The sequence below is a fragment of the Pseudomonas sp. AAC genome (assembly GCF_000725445.1).
Lineage (GTDB): Bacteria > Pseudomonadota > Gammaproteobacteria > Pseudomonadales > Pseudomonadaceae > Pseudomonas > Pseudomonas citronellolis.
The window spans coordinates 540,701-554,663 of record NZ_KL647096.1; the positions used below are offsets into that span (position 1 = coordinate 540,701).

The following is a 13,963-nucleotide window of genomic DNA, read 5'->3' on the forward strand; positions in this document are numbered from 1 at the left end:
TAGGCAGCTAAGAAAATCACCATCGACCTGACCAAGGCCGCCCAAGTCTTCACTGCCGTGTAGGCAGCGAAGAAATGCGAGGGCGGACTAAATGACCGCCAAGGCCCCTTCACTGCCATATAGGCAGTTCTTCCCATGCCAGGCAGTCAAGCAAACCTCCATCATTCCCTTCCCCCGCATGCAGCAGTAGCATCGCGCAATCATCCCGCTTCGGCACCCGCGACCATGGACGAGTTCGCCCCTTCCGACCTGAAGACCATTCTCCATTCCAAGCGCGCCAACCTGTACTACCTCCAGCACTGCCGGGTACTGGTCAAGGGGGGCCGGGTGGAGTACGTCACCGATGAAGGCAAGCGTTCGCTGTACTGGAACATCCCTATCGCCAACACCACCTGCCTGCTGCTCGGCACCGGCACCTCGGTCACCCAGGCCGCCATGCGTGAGTTGGCCAGGGCCGGTGTCATGGTCGGCTTCTGCGGTGGAGGCGGGACGCCCCTGTTCAGCGCCAACGAGATGGAAGTGGAGGTCGCCTGGTTTCCGCCGCAGAGCGAATACCGACCCACGGAATACCTGCAGAACTGGGTTCGCTTCTGGTTCGACGACAGACTGCGCCTGGAAGCCGCCAAGGCTTTCCAGCGCGCCCGTCTGGAGCGGGTGCGCCAACACTGGCTGGAGAACCGGCTCCTGCGCGAGGCTGGGCTCAAGGTCGACTCCGAACAGTTGCTGTCGGCGCTGGCAGCCTCTAGCCAGGCCCTGGAAGGCATATCCAGCAACGAGTTGCTGCTGACGGAAGAAGCGCGCCTTACCAAGCGGCTGTTCCGCCTGGCCGCCCAGGCCTGCGGCTATGGCGAGTTCACTCGGGCCAAGCACGGCAGCGGTACGGACCCGGCCAACCGCTTCCTCGACCATGGCAACTACCTCGCCTATGGCCTGGGCGCGACCGCTGCCTGGGTGCTGGGCCTACCCCATGGCCTTGCCGTGCTGCACGGCAAGACACGCCGAGGGGGCCTGGTGTTCGACATCGCCGACCTGATCAAGGACGCGGTCATCCTGCCCCAGGCCTTCATCTCGGCCATGCGTGGCGATACGGAGCAGGACTTCCGCCAGAGCTGCATCGAAAGCCTCACGCGCACCGAGTCCCTCGACTTCATGATCGACACGCTCAAGGCCGTGGTCGATACGCTGGGAGAAGGCAGTCGGTGAACGTACTGCTGATCGCGCAATGCGATAAACGCGCGCTGGCCGAGAGCCGGCGCATCCTCGATCAGTTCGCCGAGCGGCGCGGCGACCGCACCTGGCAGACGGCGATTACCCAGGCCGGCCTGGACACCCTGCGCCGCCTGCTGAAGAAGAGCGCACGGCGCAACACTGCCGTGGCCTGCCACTGGATTCGCGGACAGGATCATAGCGAACTGCTCTGGATCGTCGGCAACGCCAGCCGCTTCAACGCCCAGGGCGCCGTCCCCACGGACACGACCAGCCTCGATGTCCTGCGCCGGGAAGACGAGAACGATTGGCACAGCGCCGAGGACATCCGCCTGCTCGCGCAGATGGCGGCCCTGTTCCACGATATCGGCAAGGCCAGCGACGCCTTCCAGGCAAAACTGAAGAGCCGCAAACCGCTGGCCGATGCCTACCGCCATGAGTGGGTATCCCTGAGGCTGTTCGAAGCCTTCGTCGGCCAGGCCACGGACGACCGGGCCTGGCTGCAGAGCCTGGCCGAGGCCGAGGAGCAGGCGCAAACACCCTGGTTGGCAAGCCTGCGCTGCGATGGCCTGGAAACGCCGGGCAACCCCCTGCATGAAAACGGCATGCCGCCCCTGGCCCGGGCGCTGGGTTGGCTGATTCTCACCCACCACCGACTGCCCCTGGGCCCGCACCGTGGTCCCGCTACCCTGGCGCGCCTGCCCGGCGCCATCAAGCCGGAATGGTGCGGCCCGCGTGGCGATGCCACGACCGAGGAAAAGCAGAGCTGCTGGCGTTTCTCCCACGGTCTGCCCTTCGCCAGTGGTGCCTGGCGGCGCAAGGCGGCTGCCTGCGCCAGGTCGATGCTGGAGCGCAACGGCTTCGTCCAGCGCGGCGCCGGCTTTCTCGGCGATCCCTATGTCATGCATCTTTCCCGTCTGGCCCTGATGCTCGCCGACCATCACTACTCGAGCCGCCCGGCCAGCCCACTGGGCGACAAGGGCTTCCCATTGTTCGCCAATACCGACGGCGCCAGCGGATCGCTCAAGCAGCACCTGGACGAACATCTGATCGGTGTCGCCCGGGGCGCACGGCAGTTGCTGGGCCTGCTGCCACGGCTCGAACGGCAGTTGCCCCGCCTGGCACGCCACAAGGGCTTCCAGCGCCGCGCCACGGAAGAGCGCTTCCGCTGGCAGGACAAGGCCTTCGACATGGCCGGCGCCCTCGCCGAACGGACTAGCCGGCAGGGCTTTTTCGGCATCAACATGGCCTCCACCGGCTGCGGCAAGACCCTCGCCAACGGACGCATCCTCTACGCCCTGGCCAGCCCCGGGCGCGGCATGCGCGCCACCATTGCCCTCGGCCTGCGCACCCTGACGCTGCAGACCGGGCAAGCCTACCGCCAGCGACTCGACCTGGGCGACGACGACCTCGCCGTCCTGGTGGGCGGTGGCGCCACCCGGGAGCTGTTCGAACTGACTCGACAGGACCTGGACGCGCGGGGTAGCGAGTCTGCCGAGCCGCTGCTGCCGGACAACAGCCATGTGAGCTACGAAGGCCGCCTCGAAAGCGGGCCCCTGAAAGACTGGCTCGCGGGTAACCCGGCCGCCGGCAAGCTACTCGATGCACCGCTGCTGGTCTGCACCATCGACCACCTGGTGCCGGCCACCGAAAGCCTGCGCGGCGGCCGCCAGATAGCCCCCATGCTGCGCCTGATGACTTCCGACCTGGTCCTCGACGAACCGGACGACTTCGACATCGACGACCTGCCCGCCCTTACCCGCCTGGTGCACTGGGCAGGCCTGCTCGGCAGCCGGGTACTGCTGTCCTCGGCCACCTTGCCGCCGGCCTTGGTGGAAGGGCTGTTCGAGGCCTATCGCAATGGCCGCCAGGTCTTCCAGCGCCATCGCGGCGAACACCCGGGAGCCCCGGCGAACGTGGTCTGCGCCTGGTTCGACGAATACGGCTGCACGGAACGTGACTGCGCCACGCTGGAGCCGTTCGCTGCAGCCCATGCGGCCTTCGTCGAACAGCGCGCACGGCGTTTGCGGCAAAGCGAGGTCCGCCGTCGCGCCGAGATTCGCAGCCTGAGCCCCGAAACCCGGACGCGCGAGGGCATCTGCACGGAACTGGCACGGCAACTGCCGGCCTGGATGGGCGAGTTGCATCGCCAGCACCACACGGCGCACGAGGGCAAACGCGTCAGCTTCGGCCTGCTGCGCCTGGCGCACATCGAGCCGCTGATCGACCTGGCCCGCGCGCTGCTGGCTGGAGTCGCGCCACCGGGCTGCCAACTGCACCTGTGCATCTACCACTCCCATCACCCGCTGCTGATGCGCTCGGCCATCGAGCACGAACTCGACGAACTGCTCAAGCGCGGTGACGGGGACGCGCCACGGCTGTTCGCCAGGGAAAGCGTGCGCCGCGCGCTGGCGGAGTACCCGCAGGACGACCATCTGTTCGTGGTGCTCGCCTCGCCAGTAGCGGAGGTGGGACGCGATCACGATTACGACTGGGCCATCGCCGAGCCCTCCTCCATGCGTTCGATCATCCAGCTCGCCGGCCGCATCCGGCGCCATCGCCCGGGTGCCTGCGCCAGCCCCAACCTGTACCTGCTGGCGCAGAACCTGTGGAGCCTGGAGGGGCGCCACCCCGCCTATCGCCAGCCGGGTTTCGAAAGCAAGGACTTCCCCCTCGACAGTCACGACCTGCATGACCTGCTACCGGCCGAGCAACTGGCGGTGATCGACGCCACGGCGCGCATCGTCGAGCCGCAGCCCTTGCGCCCTCGCATGCACCTGGCCGACCTGGAGCACGCCCGGCTACGTGCTCTGCTGCACGGCGGCAATGCAGCGATAGAGCTGAACACCCAACTCTGGTGGCAATCACCGGCTTCGCTGTCCGGCATCCTGCAGAGCGACCAGCCCTTCCGGGCAGGTAACCAAGGGGACAGCTACGCCCTGCTGCCCGATGAAGACGACGACACCAGGCTGCGCCTCCACCACTACGAAGAAGGCCAATGGACCGCTTGCGGCACTCTGTGCGAGCTACTGCCGCTCCCTCTTCAGGCCGAAAACATCAGCCTCTGGGCGACCGCCGACTATCTCGACGAACTCGAAGCACTGGCCAGACGCAGCGACATGGGGCTGCGTGATTGCGCGATGCGCTTCGCCAGGGTGCAGCTTCGCGAATCGACCCAAGGCTGGGGTTACCAATCGGCCTTGGGTTTCAAACGCAGGCTCTGAAGAGGGGAAAGACGTGTCGAGCAGATGCCGGTTTCCTTAACACGTCGAGGAAACGTGTTAAGCAAATGGCGTTTTCCTTAACACGTGGAGAGAACGTGTTAAGCAAACATCGGTTTCCTTAACACGAGCAGAGAACGCGTCAAGAAAGGCGCTGTTCCATCGACACGTCGGCGTGCCCCGCATTGAGCAGCAATTCGAACAACGCGTCGTTGAGGTAGAAGTTCTCCTTGCCGATGCGATGCTTGCTGAGCATGCCGATACCCACCAGTTCATCCAGATAGCGCGCCGCCGTCTGACGGCTCACTTGCAGTTCATTCTTCCAACGCCAGGAGGTCGTGATGCTCCAAGCAAACGCTCTGGCCCTGCGCCAGGCCATCCAGTCCTTCATCGACGAACGCCTGCAAGCCAAGCTGGACAAGCTCAGGCCCGACGATGAAGGCAAACGCCAGGCGCTGATCGAGGGGCATCGCCGCGAAGCCTGGTTGGCCGATGCCGCACGGCGGGTCGGCCAGATCCAGATGGCCAGCCATACCCTCAAACCCATCCACCCGGATGCCCGCGGCAGCAACCTCTACGTCATGCCCGAGTCACCCAAGCCCCCTGGGCTTGTCGGTACCCACAGCCTGAAGGGCGAGCTGGCCCATGACGTAGTGGGCAACGCCGCCGCGCTGGACGTGTTCAAGTTCCTCAACCTCGAGTTGGAAGGCCGCAGTCTGTTGCAACGCCTGCTGGACGACGAACCGCAGGTACTCGCAGCGCTTTCCGAGGAAAGCAGTCTTGCCAGGGAATGGCGCGATGCATTCGTGAGCATCACCCGAAGCAAGGGCAAAACGGCCTCCCACACTCTGGCCAAGCAGCTGTATTTCCCGCTCGCGGGGGGCGATTACCACCTGCTCGCCCCGCTGTTTCCCACCAGCCTGGCGCACAAGGTGCAACAGACACTGCGTGCCGACCGTTTCGGCGAGGCAGCCCGGGCAGCCCGCGAGGCACGCGCCAGAGGCGAGGGCTGGCCCCACGGCTACCGCGAGTACCCGAACCTGGCCATCCAGAACTTCGGTGGTACCAAGCCGCAGAACATCAGCCAGTTGAACAGCGAACGCCACGGCGAGAACTGGCTGCTGGCATCCCTGCCGCCACAATGGGAGAGCCCGGAAGTGCGCCTGCCGCTGGACACCGACTCGGTGTTCCCATTCCTGGCTCGCCATGATGGGACGTTGCGCCGCCGCGTCCGCGAGCTACGCGATTTCCTGGCACACACCAGCCACAACAACCTGGCGATACGCCGCAAGCGTGAACGCCTGCTGGGCGACATCTGCGATCGGCTCCTGCACTACGCAGCCCAAGTGCGCGAGCCTTCGGGCTGGAGCGCCCGGCAGGACTGCCGGCTGCACGATGCCGAGCGTCTCTGGCTCGATCCATTGCGCGGACGGCAAGACGAAATATTCTCCGCCCAGCGAGTTCGCCTGGATTGGCCCCAGCAAGTCGGCCAGCGCTTCGCCAACTGGCTGAACCAGGCCCTTGGCGGTCATGAACACCGGCTGGGCGAAGACGAAGCCAGGCAATGGACCCATGACCTGCACAAGGAACTGCAACTGCTCAGGGAGGAGCTCGAATATGACCCCAGCTGAACCCGAGGCCCTGCTTCTGCTCCCACATCTGCGGGTACAGAACGCCAACGCCATCTCCAGCCCGCTGACCTGGGGCTTCCCCGCTCCCAGTGCCTTTACCGGTTTCGTGCACGCCCTGCATCGCCGCGTGGCCAACGAGTTGGACCTCCAATTGGACGGCGTCGGCATCATCTGCCATCGCTTCGAACCACAGGTCTCGCAGCCGGCCGGCAAGCGCACCAGGGTCTTCAACCTGACGCGCAACCCGCTGAACAAGGACGGCAGCACGGCGGCTATCGTCGAGGAAGGCCGCGCCCATCTGGAGGTCAGCCTGCTGGTCGGCGCCAGCGGCAATGCCCTCGACGATCATTCCCTGGCCAGCCTCGCCCATCGGCTCCTCCATGAGGCCCATGCCATGCGCCTGGCCGGCGGCAGCATCCTGCCCGCCACCCGGCCCACGAGCGGTTATCTGGAGCCGTCGCTCGAGCTGCTTTCCGGCAATGCGGACGAACAGCGCCGTCGCTACCGGCGCCTGGCGCATCGCCTGCTACCCGGTTTCGCCCTGGTCAGCCGTGAAGGTCTGCTGCAAGAGCACCTGGAAGACCTACGCCAAGGCGATCCCCAGGCAAACGAACTGGATGCGCTGCTCGACCTGTCGCGACTCAACATCGAGCCCCCGCCCCACCATGAGGCTGGCCGCCCCGCCCAATGGCAGTCCAGGCGGCCGGCCGGTTGGCTGGTGCCGATTCCAGCGGGCTATGGCGCCCTGTCGGAAACCTACGCGCCGGGGGAAGTGCTCAACGCTCGTGACCGGAGCGTTCCAATGCGATTCGTCGAAACCCTCTTCACCCTTGGCGAGTGGCTGAGCCCGCAGCGGGTCGCCGACCTGCGCCATTTGCTCTGGTACCACCAGGCCGATGCCCGGGCCGGGCTGTACCGCTGCACCACGCCTCACTATGCCCACGAAGCCACCGCATAAGGAAATCGACATGTCCAAGCAAGAACTCAGCACCGCTTCCGTCCTGGCCTTCGAGCGCAAGCTCGACCCGTCCGACGCATTGTTCAGCGCCGGGCGCTGGGGAAACCGTGGCGACTCCGCCGGCTGGACCAGCGTGGCCATCCGCGAGAAATCCGTACGCGGCACCATCTCCAACCGTCTGAAGACCAAGGACCGCGACCCGGCGAAGCTCGACGCCTCCATCCAGTCGCCCAACCTGCAGACCGTGGATGTGGCCAACCTGCCCAACAATGCGGACACCTTAAGAGTGCGCTTCACCTTGCGCGTGCTGGGCGGTGCCGGTACGCCGTCCGCCTGCAACGACACCGCCTACAAGGCCAAGCTGCTGGAAACCGTCGGCCAGTACGTGAGCAGCCAGGGCTTCGGCGAACTGGCGCGCCGCTATGCCGGCAACCTGGCCAACGGGCGATTCCTCTGGCGCAACCGCACTGGCGCCGAGGCCATAGAGGTCCATGTGCGCCACCTGCGCAACGGCGAAGCGGCGCAGAGTTGGACCTTCGACGCCTTAGCCCACAGCCTCCGCGCCTTCGACGACGGTGACGAACTGGACGGTCTGGCCGGCCTGATCGCCGAGGGGCTGGCCGGCCAAGGCCACGTTCTGCTGGAAGTCATCGCCTTTGCCCGCATCGGCGACGGCCAGGAAGTCTTCCCTTCGCAGGAGCTCATCCTCGACCGCGGCGACAAGCGCGGACAGAAGAGCAAGACCCTGTACCAGGTCCGCGAGGTCGCCGCCATCCACTCGCAGAAGATCGGCAACGCCCTGCGCACCATCGACACCTGGTACCCCGACGAGGACGGTCTCGGCCCCATCGCCGTGGAGCCCTATGGCTCGGTGACCTCCCAGGGCAAGGCCTATCGCCAGCCGCGGGAGAAGCTGGATTTCTACAGCCTGCTCGACCGCTGGGTGCTGAAGGACCAGGCGCCGGCCCCCGAACAGCAACACTTCGTGATCGCCAACCTGATCCGCGGTGGCGTCTTCGGCGAAGCGGAAGAGAAGTGAGCCATGGACCACTACCTGGATATCCACATCAGGCCCGATCCGGAGTTCCCCAGCCCCCAGTTGATGAATGCGTTGTTTGCCAAGCTGCACCGCGCATTGGTGGCACTGCCCGAGGAGAACATCGGCATCAGCTTCCCGGCCGTCGACGAGAAGCGCCCATGCCTCGGTAACCAGCTACGCCTGCACGGAACCAGTGCCGCGCTGGATTCGTTGATGGCTCAACCCTGGTTATCCGGCATGCGCGACCACCTGCGCCTGGGCGAACTGCTGCCGGTTCCCGAGGGGGCGCAGCATCGCCAGGTCCGCCGCGTGCAGGCCAAGAGCAACCCGGAGCGCCTGCGGCGGCGGCAGATGCGCCGCCATGGTTTCAGCGAAGAAGAAGCCAGGCAACGCATTCCCGACAGCGCCGCCCGCCGGCTCGACTTGCCCTACGTCCGGTTGCGCAGTCAGAGCAGTGGGCAGCACTTTCGTCTGTTCATCCACCACGGCCCTTTGCAGAGCCAACCGGTGGCCGGGCACATCAACCGCTATGGGCTGAGCGATGGGTGTACTGTTCCCTGGTTCTGACCCTTTTTTCCGGGGCATTCTGTACATCTTGGAAAATCAGTCACTTACAAGGGCCGTCGAAAAAAGGGATAGATGAGCTTAATGGCTGGTTTTCCTTTTAGCCACAACGAGTTGGGAGCTTGAGCCTCTACTTCAATGCCGTGTAGGCAGCTAAGAAACTGATGCCGTACTGGTTCGCCGCCAGCGGCCGCTTCAATGCCGTGTAGGCAGCTAAGAAATGGGAGGGAAGGTCCTAGTCAGCGCCGCATCGCTTCACTGCCGTATAGGCAGCTAAGAAATACTACTGGTCGAGCACGCAGCGCTCCGCCAACTTCACTGCCGTATAGGCAGCTAAGAAATTGCGCGCCTGGATATCGGCGTAGGCCTCGATCTTCACTGCCGTGTAGGCAGCTAAGAAACAGTAGTCGAACGGTAGGTCAGCCCCGTCCTGGCTTCACTGCCGTGTAGGCAGCTAAGAAAATCAGCCAGATACAGCGCAGAGTCAATTCGTTCTTCACTGCCGTGTAGGCAGCTAAGAAAAACCTGCGCGGCGCCTACCTGGGCGGCGCCAACTTCACTGCCGTATAGGCCGCTAAGAAGTTCGCGCTCAAAAAGTACCGCGGCGGGATCGACTTCACTGCCGTGTAGGCAGCTAAAAAGCACCGGACACTCGGAAGAGCATTCCTGCGCGCCTCATTGCCGTACAAACAGACCGGCGCCCAGTCGTCTCCGCGCCGCCTGTTGCCTTATTCGGCATAGCCCTCGGCGATGTGCTGGTCCTTCAGCTTCACGTAGTTGCCGGCCGTATAGGCGAAGAAGGACCTTTCCTTGTCGCTCAGCGGGCGGGCCTTCTTCGCCGGGCTGCCGACGTAGAGGAAGCCGCTCTCCAGCACCTTGCCCGGCGGCACCAGGCTGCCGGCGCCGAGGATGACTTCGTCCTCTATCACCGCGCCGTCCATGACGATGCAGCCCATGCCCACCAGCACGCGGTTGCCGACGCTGCAGCCGTGCAGCAGGACCTTGTGGCCGACGGTCACTTCGTCGCCGATGGTCAGCGGGAAGCCGTCGGGGTTGTAGGGGCCGGCGTGGGTGATGTGCAGCACGCTGCCGTCCTGGATGCTGGTCCGGTTGCCGATGCGGATGCGGTGCATGTCGCCGCGGATGGTCACCTGCGGCCACACCGAGCTGTCGGCGCCGATTTCGATGTCGCCGATGAGCACGGCGCTGGGGTCGACGAAGACGCGTTCGCCGAGTTGCGGCGTTTTACCCTGATACGAACGTATGGCCACGATAGTTTTCCTTCAGGCTGCGGATGCCGTCGATTGTATTTAAGATGGCCGGGTGTTTCCTCAGCCAAGGTTGCCACCGTGAGCGCGAATCCCCTTCTGCAGTCCTACGACCTGCCGCCCTTCTCCGCCATCCGCCCCGAGCATGTGAAGCCGGCCATCGAGCAGATCCTCGCCGACAACCGCGCCGGCATTGCGCGCATTCTCGCCGAACAGGGCGCCAACCCCAGCTGGGACGGCCTGGTGCTGGCCATGGACGAACTGCATGCGCGCCTGGGCGCGGCCTGGAGCCCGGTGAGCCACCTCAACGCCGTGTGCAACAGCGCCGAGCTGCGCGAGGCCTATGAAGGCTGCCTGCCGCTGCTCTCGGCCTACTGGACCGAGCTGGGCCAGAACCGCGAGCTGTTCAAGGCCTACGAGGCCCTGGCCGCCAGCCCCGCCGCGGCGAACTTCGACGTGGCGCAGAAGACCATCCTGGAACATGCCCTGCGCGATTTCCGCCTGTCGGGCATCGACCTGCCGGCCGAGCAGCAGAAGCGCTACGCGGAAATCCAGGCGCGCCTGTCCGAGCTGGGCAGCCGCTTCTCCAACCAGTTGCTGGACGCCACCCAGGCCTGGACCAAGCACGTCACCGACGAGGCGGCGCTGGCCGGCCTGACCGACTCGGCCAGGGCGCAGATGCAGCAGGCCGCGCAGGCCAAGGGCCTGGACGGCTGGCTGATCAGCCTGGAATTCCCCAGCTACTTCGCGGTGATGACCTACGCCGACGACCGCGCCCTGCGCGAAGAGGTCTACGCCGCCTACTGCACCCGCGCCTCCGACCAGGGCCCCAACGCCGGGCAGAACGACAACGGCCCGGTGATGCAGGAAATCCTCGACCTGCGCCAGGAGCTGGCGCGCCTGCTGGGCTACGCCAACTTCTCGGCGCTGTCGCTGGCGACCAAGATGGCCGAATCCCCGGAGCAGGTGCTGCACTTCCTGCGCGACCTGGCGGTGCGCAGCAAGCCCTACGCCCAGCAGGACCTCGACCAGCTCAAGGCCTACGCCGCCGAGCAGGGCTGCGCGCAGCTGCAGAGCTGGGACTCCGGCTACTACGGCGAGAAACTGCGCGAGGCGCGCTACAGCGTGTCGCAGGAAGCGCTGCGCGCGTACTTCCCGGTGGACAAAGTGCTGTCCGGTCTGTTCGCCATCGTGCAGAAGCTCTACGGCATCCAGATTCGCGAGCTGCATGACTTCGAGCGCTGGCACCCGGACGTGCGCCTGTTCGAGATCGAGGAGAACGGCCAGCACGTCGGGCGCTTCTACTTCGACCTCTATGCCCGCGCCAACAAGCGCGGCGGCGCCTGGATGGACGGCGCCCGCGACCGCCGCCGCGACGCCGCCGGCCAGTTGATCGCCCCGGTCGCCTACCTGGTGTGCAACTTCACCCCGGCGGTGAACGGCAAGCCGGCGCTGCTCACCCACGACGAAGTGACCACGCTGTTCCACGAATTCGGCCACGGCCTGCACCACCTGCTGACCCGCGTCGAGCACGCCGGCGCCTCGGGCATCAACGGCGTGGCCTGGGACGCGGTGGAGCTGCCCAGCCAGTTCATGGAGAACTGGTGCTGGGAGCCCGAGGGCCTGGCGCTGATCTCCGGCCACTACGAGACCGGCGCGCCGCTGCCCCAGGACATCCTGGAGAAGATGCTGGCGGCGAAGAACTTCCAGTCCGGCCTGATGATGGTGCGCCAGTTGGAGTTCTCGCTGTTCGACTTCGAACTGCACACCAGCCACGGCGACGGCCGCAGCGTGCTCGACGTGCTCAACGGCGTGCGCGACGAGGTGGCGGTGATGCGCCCACCGGCGTACAACCGCTTCGCCAACAGCTTCGCGCACATCTTCGCCGGCGGCTACGCGGCCGGTTACTACAGCTACAAGTGGGCGGAAGTGCTGTCGGCCGACGCCTTCTCGCGCTTCGAGGAAGAGGGCGTGTTCAACCCGCAGACCGGCGCGGCCTTCCGCGAGGCCATCCTGGCCAAGGGCGGCTCCCAGGAGCCGATGGCGCTGTTCGTCGCCTTCCGCGGCCGCGAGCCGTCGATCGACGCGCTGCTGCGCCATTCCGGCCTGACCGGGGAGGCTGCGTGATGGCCGAGGTGAAGAAGCGCTTCATCGCCGGCGCGGTATGCCCGGCCTGCAGCGAGCAGGACAAGATCCTGATGTGGGACGAGGACGGCGTGCCGCACCGCGAGTGCGTGGCCTGCGGCTACGCCGACACGCTCAATGCCCAGGGGCAGTCGGTGCCGAAGGAGTTGGCTACGCGGGTCAATGCCAGCGCGTTGAAGAAGCCGGCTGATCCGAAGGTGCAGGGAGTGCAGTTCTTTCCTAATCCGAAGCTGAAGAAGAAGGATTGAGGTTGCTGGGGGCTATCGGTGCTGGGGTTTTAAGAGCGCCCTCTCCCTAACCCTCTCCCTGAAGGGAGAGGGGACTGTTCGGCGTCAAGCGCATTTCCGACTCTCGCCGGAAACCCCAGAGTTGCCGGATGGCACGGAAGCAGCCGCCGGCACGGATAGCCCCCTCTCCCTTCAGGGAGAGGGCTGGGGAGAGGGTTGCGGAGGTGACCTCATGCACCAGCGCAGCCGGTAGACTCCATTCGCGAGCAAGCTCGCTCCTATGTATGGACTCACCCCCACCGTCAACCCGCTTTTGAACATGAAAACCCGACTGCATCTATGTATTAGGCCTGTTCGAGGAAGCCACGTCGGGCTTCTGGCCAACATTGGGTAAGCCCGCGGAATGCCGATTACAAAGAGGCCTCGAAGGCCGGTAGGAGCGTAGGCATCGATCCGCGACGGTCTGACCAGGGGTCAATGTTCTTCAGCAAGGGTTGGAGCGACTTGGCGCCCCGTTGGCGGGAACTCGTTGATCAGTGGCTCATTTCCATCTCCCGGCAAGCATTCGGCTTGCGCTGGTAGGTTTGTTCGCTGCACAGCAGCACCCAGGCGATACGCAGGTTGCGGTTGGCCAGTCGCACTGCCGCGCCCTTGCGCCCCAGACGTTGTAGCCAGCGCTGCAGGCGCCGATCATCCGGGTGTTCGGAATCGGGCCGCAGTTGCTTCAACACCGCATGCGAGCCTACGACCATCAGGCTGCGCACATAGGCGTCGCCACGTTTGGTCATCTTGCCCAGCCGCACCTTCTGCCCGCTGCTGTGCTGGTCGGGCACGATGCCGAAGTAGGCAGCGAACTGACGCGCATTGGCGAAACGTTCCGGCTCGACCTGTTTGGCCAGCAAGGCCGTAGCCGTGATCGGACCGATACCACGTACCGTCATCAGCCGTTTGGCTGTCGGGTCGGCGGCGGCACAGGCTTCCAGACGCCCGGTCAGCGCGGCGATACGCTCGCCCAGCCGTTTCCATTCGTTCAGCATCTCGTCGATCAGCTCGCGCAGCAGCGCCGGCAACGGCTGTCTAGCGTCTTCCAGCACCCGGGTGACACCTTGCTTCAAGCCCACATCCCCCTGCGCCAGGGCGATACCCTGCTCCAGCAGCAGCCCGCGGATCTGATTACCCATGGCGGTGCGCCGCCGCACATAGCCCCGCCGGACACGGTGCCAGGCCTGCATCGCCAGTGCCGCGACGCTCTTCACCGGCACCGACGCAATACTGCTATCCCGGCCCGCCCGCAGAATGGCGTGGGCATCATTGCGATCATTCTTCGCTCCGCTCCGGTGCTCGGCCACCCGCTGGGCCGGCAGGATACGCACCAGGTTGCCCTGCGCCTGCAGCAGCCGGGCCCAGGCTTGTGCTCCAGGACCGGTCTCCATCAGCACCGTCACGCCCTCCGGCAGCTTCTGCAGAAACACCTGAAACGCTTCACGCGACTTGATTCGCTGTTCGTATGCCAGTTGACCCTGGGCGTCTTCCCCCGCCACCTGGAAGACCTTTTTCGCCAGATCCACGGCGACTGTCGTGCACACCGATACATCGGTTGCAGACACCGGCTTATTCATCGTCGTATGCTTTTTCATGGATTCACCCTCACTGTCGGTGGCTTCTTAGACCGCCACCGTGGCGCCTCGACGCCTCGGTGAGGGT

Annotated in this window: 11 protein-coding genes and 1 CRISPR repeat array (1 of these 12 only partly in view); of the genes, 8 read left to right on the forward strand and 3 right to left on the reverse strand. The window is 65.3% G+C overall.

Annotated features, from left to right (window positions below; all coding sequences use genetic code 11):
• Positions 1 to 75: direct repeats of the CRISPR family, unit length 28 nt; it begins 313 nt to the left of the window's first position.
• 150 nt (positions 76 to 225) lie between these two features.
• A complete protein-coding gene (gene cas1f, locus FG99_RS12240; protein WP_043269886.1) occupies positions 226 to 1,203 on the forward strand; it encodes a type I-F CRISPR-associated endonuclease Cas1f in 978 nt (325 codons plus the stop codon).
• Positions 1,200 to 4,430 (forward strand): type I-F CRISPR-associated helicase Cas3f, encoded by a 3,231-nt coding sequence (gene cas3f / locus FG99_RS12245; protein ID WP_043269888.1) that lies wholly within the window; start codon positions 1,200 to 1,202, stop codon positions 4,428 to 4,430. The genes cas1f and cas3f overlap by 4 nt, the downstream gene beginning before the upstream one ends.
• Positions 4,431 to 4,569: 139 nt before the next feature.
• Here cas3f and FG99_RS32085 read toward each other — a convergent pair whose 3' ends face one another.
• Positions 4,570 to 4,734 (reverse strand): hypothetical protein, encoded by a 165-nt coding sequence (locus FG99_RS32085; protein WP_156060071.1) that lies wholly within the window; start codon positions 4,732 to 4,734, stop codon positions 4,570 to 4,572.
• Positions 4,735 to 4,768: 34 nt separating this feature from the next.
• On the opposite strand from FG99_RS32085, the gene csy1 reads away from it, so the two are divergent.
• Genes csy1 through cas6f form a run of 4 tightly spaced genes read left to right on the forward strand, consistent with a single transcriptional unit; the run spans position 4,769 to position 8,622 of the window.
• Positions 4,769 to 6,058, forward strand: a complete 1,290-nt coding sequence (gene csy1, locus FG99_RS12250; RefSeq protein ID WP_043269890.1) for a type I-F CRISPR-associated protein Csy1 — start codon at positions 4,769 to 4,771, stop codon at positions 6,056 to 6,058.
• Entirely contained in the window at positions 6,045 to 7,016 is a 972-nt protein-coding gene (gene csy2, locus FG99_RS12255; RefSeq protein ID WP_043269892.1) for a type I-F CRISPR-associated protein Csy2, read from the forward strand. The genes csy1 and csy2 overlap by 14 nt, the downstream gene beginning before the upstream one ends.
• A 10-nt stretch (positions 7,017 to 7,026) precedes the next feature.
• Positions 7,027 to 8,055, forward strand: coding sequence for a type I-F CRISPR-associated protein Csy3 (gene csy3, locus FG99_RS12260; RefSeq protein ID WP_043269893.1), 1,029 nt, complete (start codon positions 7,027 to 7,029; stop codon positions 8,053 to 8,055).
• Positions 8,056 to 8,058: 3 nt separating this feature from the next.
• Complete coding sequence (gene cas6f / locus FG99_RS12265; protein ID WP_043269895.1) at positions 8,059 to 8,622, forward strand: type I-F CRISPR-associated endoribonuclease Cas6/Csy4; 564 nt, start codon at positions 8,059 to 8,061, stop codon at positions 8,620 to 8,622.
• Between the two features lie 725 nt (positions 8,623 to 9,347).
• Here cas6f and FG99_RS12270 read toward each other — a convergent pair.
• Positions 9,348 to 9,890 (reverse strand): gamma carbonic anhydrase family protein, encoded by a 543-nt coding sequence (locus tag FG99_RS12270; RefSeq protein WP_043269897.1) that lies wholly within the window; start codon positions 9,888 to 9,890, stop codon positions 9,348 to 9,350.
• Positions 9,891 to 9,968: 78 nt separating this feature from the next.
• Here FG99_RS12270 and prlC point away from each other — a divergent pair, with 78 nt between their 5' ends.
• Complete coding sequence (prlC, locus tag FG99_RS12275; protein ID WP_043269899.1) at positions 9,969 to 12,014, forward strand: oligopeptidase A; 2,046 nt, start codon at positions 9,969 to 9,971, stop codon at positions 12,012 to 12,014.
• The gene (locus FG99_RS12280) at positions 12,014 to 12,280 is read left to right on the forward strand and encodes a YheV family putative zinc ribbon protein (RefSeq protein ID WP_043269901.1); all 267 of its coding nucleotides are present in this window, start codon (positions 12,014 to 12,016) and stop codon (positions 12,278 to 12,280) included. The genes prlC and FG99_RS12280 overlap by 1 nt, the downstream gene beginning before the upstream one ends.
• Positions 12,281 to 12,792: 512 nt before the next feature.
• On the opposite strand, the gene FG99_RS12285 is transcribed toward FG99_RS12280, so the two are convergent.
• A complete protein-coding gene (locus FG99_RS12285) occupies positions 12,793 to 13,878 on the reverse strand; it encodes an IS110 family RNA-guided transposase (RefSeq protein WP_081884568.1) in 1,086 nt (361 codons plus the stop codon).
• Between the last annotated feature and the right edge of the window lie 85 nt (positions 13,879 to 13,963).

What these genes read in the sequence shown, in the direction of transcription:
- csy2 (WP_043269892.1), top strand. Translation starts at nt 6,045, where the DNA reads ATGACCCCAGCTGAACCCGAGGCCCTGCTTCTGCTCCCACATCTGCGG.
- csy1 (WP_043269890.1), top strand. Translation starts at nt 4,769, where the DNA reads ATGCTCCAAGCAAACGCTCTGGCCCTGCGCCAGGCCATCCAGTCCTTC.
- cas1f (WP_043269886.1), top strand. Translation starts at nt 226, where the DNA reads ATGGACGAGTTCGCCCCTTCCGACCTGAAGACCATTCTCCATTCCAAG.
- FG99_RS12280 (WP_043269901.1), top strand. Translation starts at nt 12,014, where the DNA reads ATGGCCGAGGTGAAGAAGCGCTTCATCGCCGGCGCGGTATGCCCGGCC.
- cas6f (WP_043269895.1), top strand. Translation starts at nt 8,059, where the DNA reads ATGGACCACTACCTGGATATCCACATCAGGCCCGATCCGGAGTTCCCC.
- FG99_RS12285 (WP_081884568.1), bottom strand. Translation starts at nt 13,878, where the DNA reads ATGAATAAGCCGGTGTCTGCAACCGATGTATCGGTGTGCACGACAGTC.
- csy3 (WP_043269893.1), top strand. Translation starts at nt 7,027, where the DNA reads ATGTCCAAGCAAGAACTCAGCACCGCTTCCGTCCTGGCCTTCGAGCGC.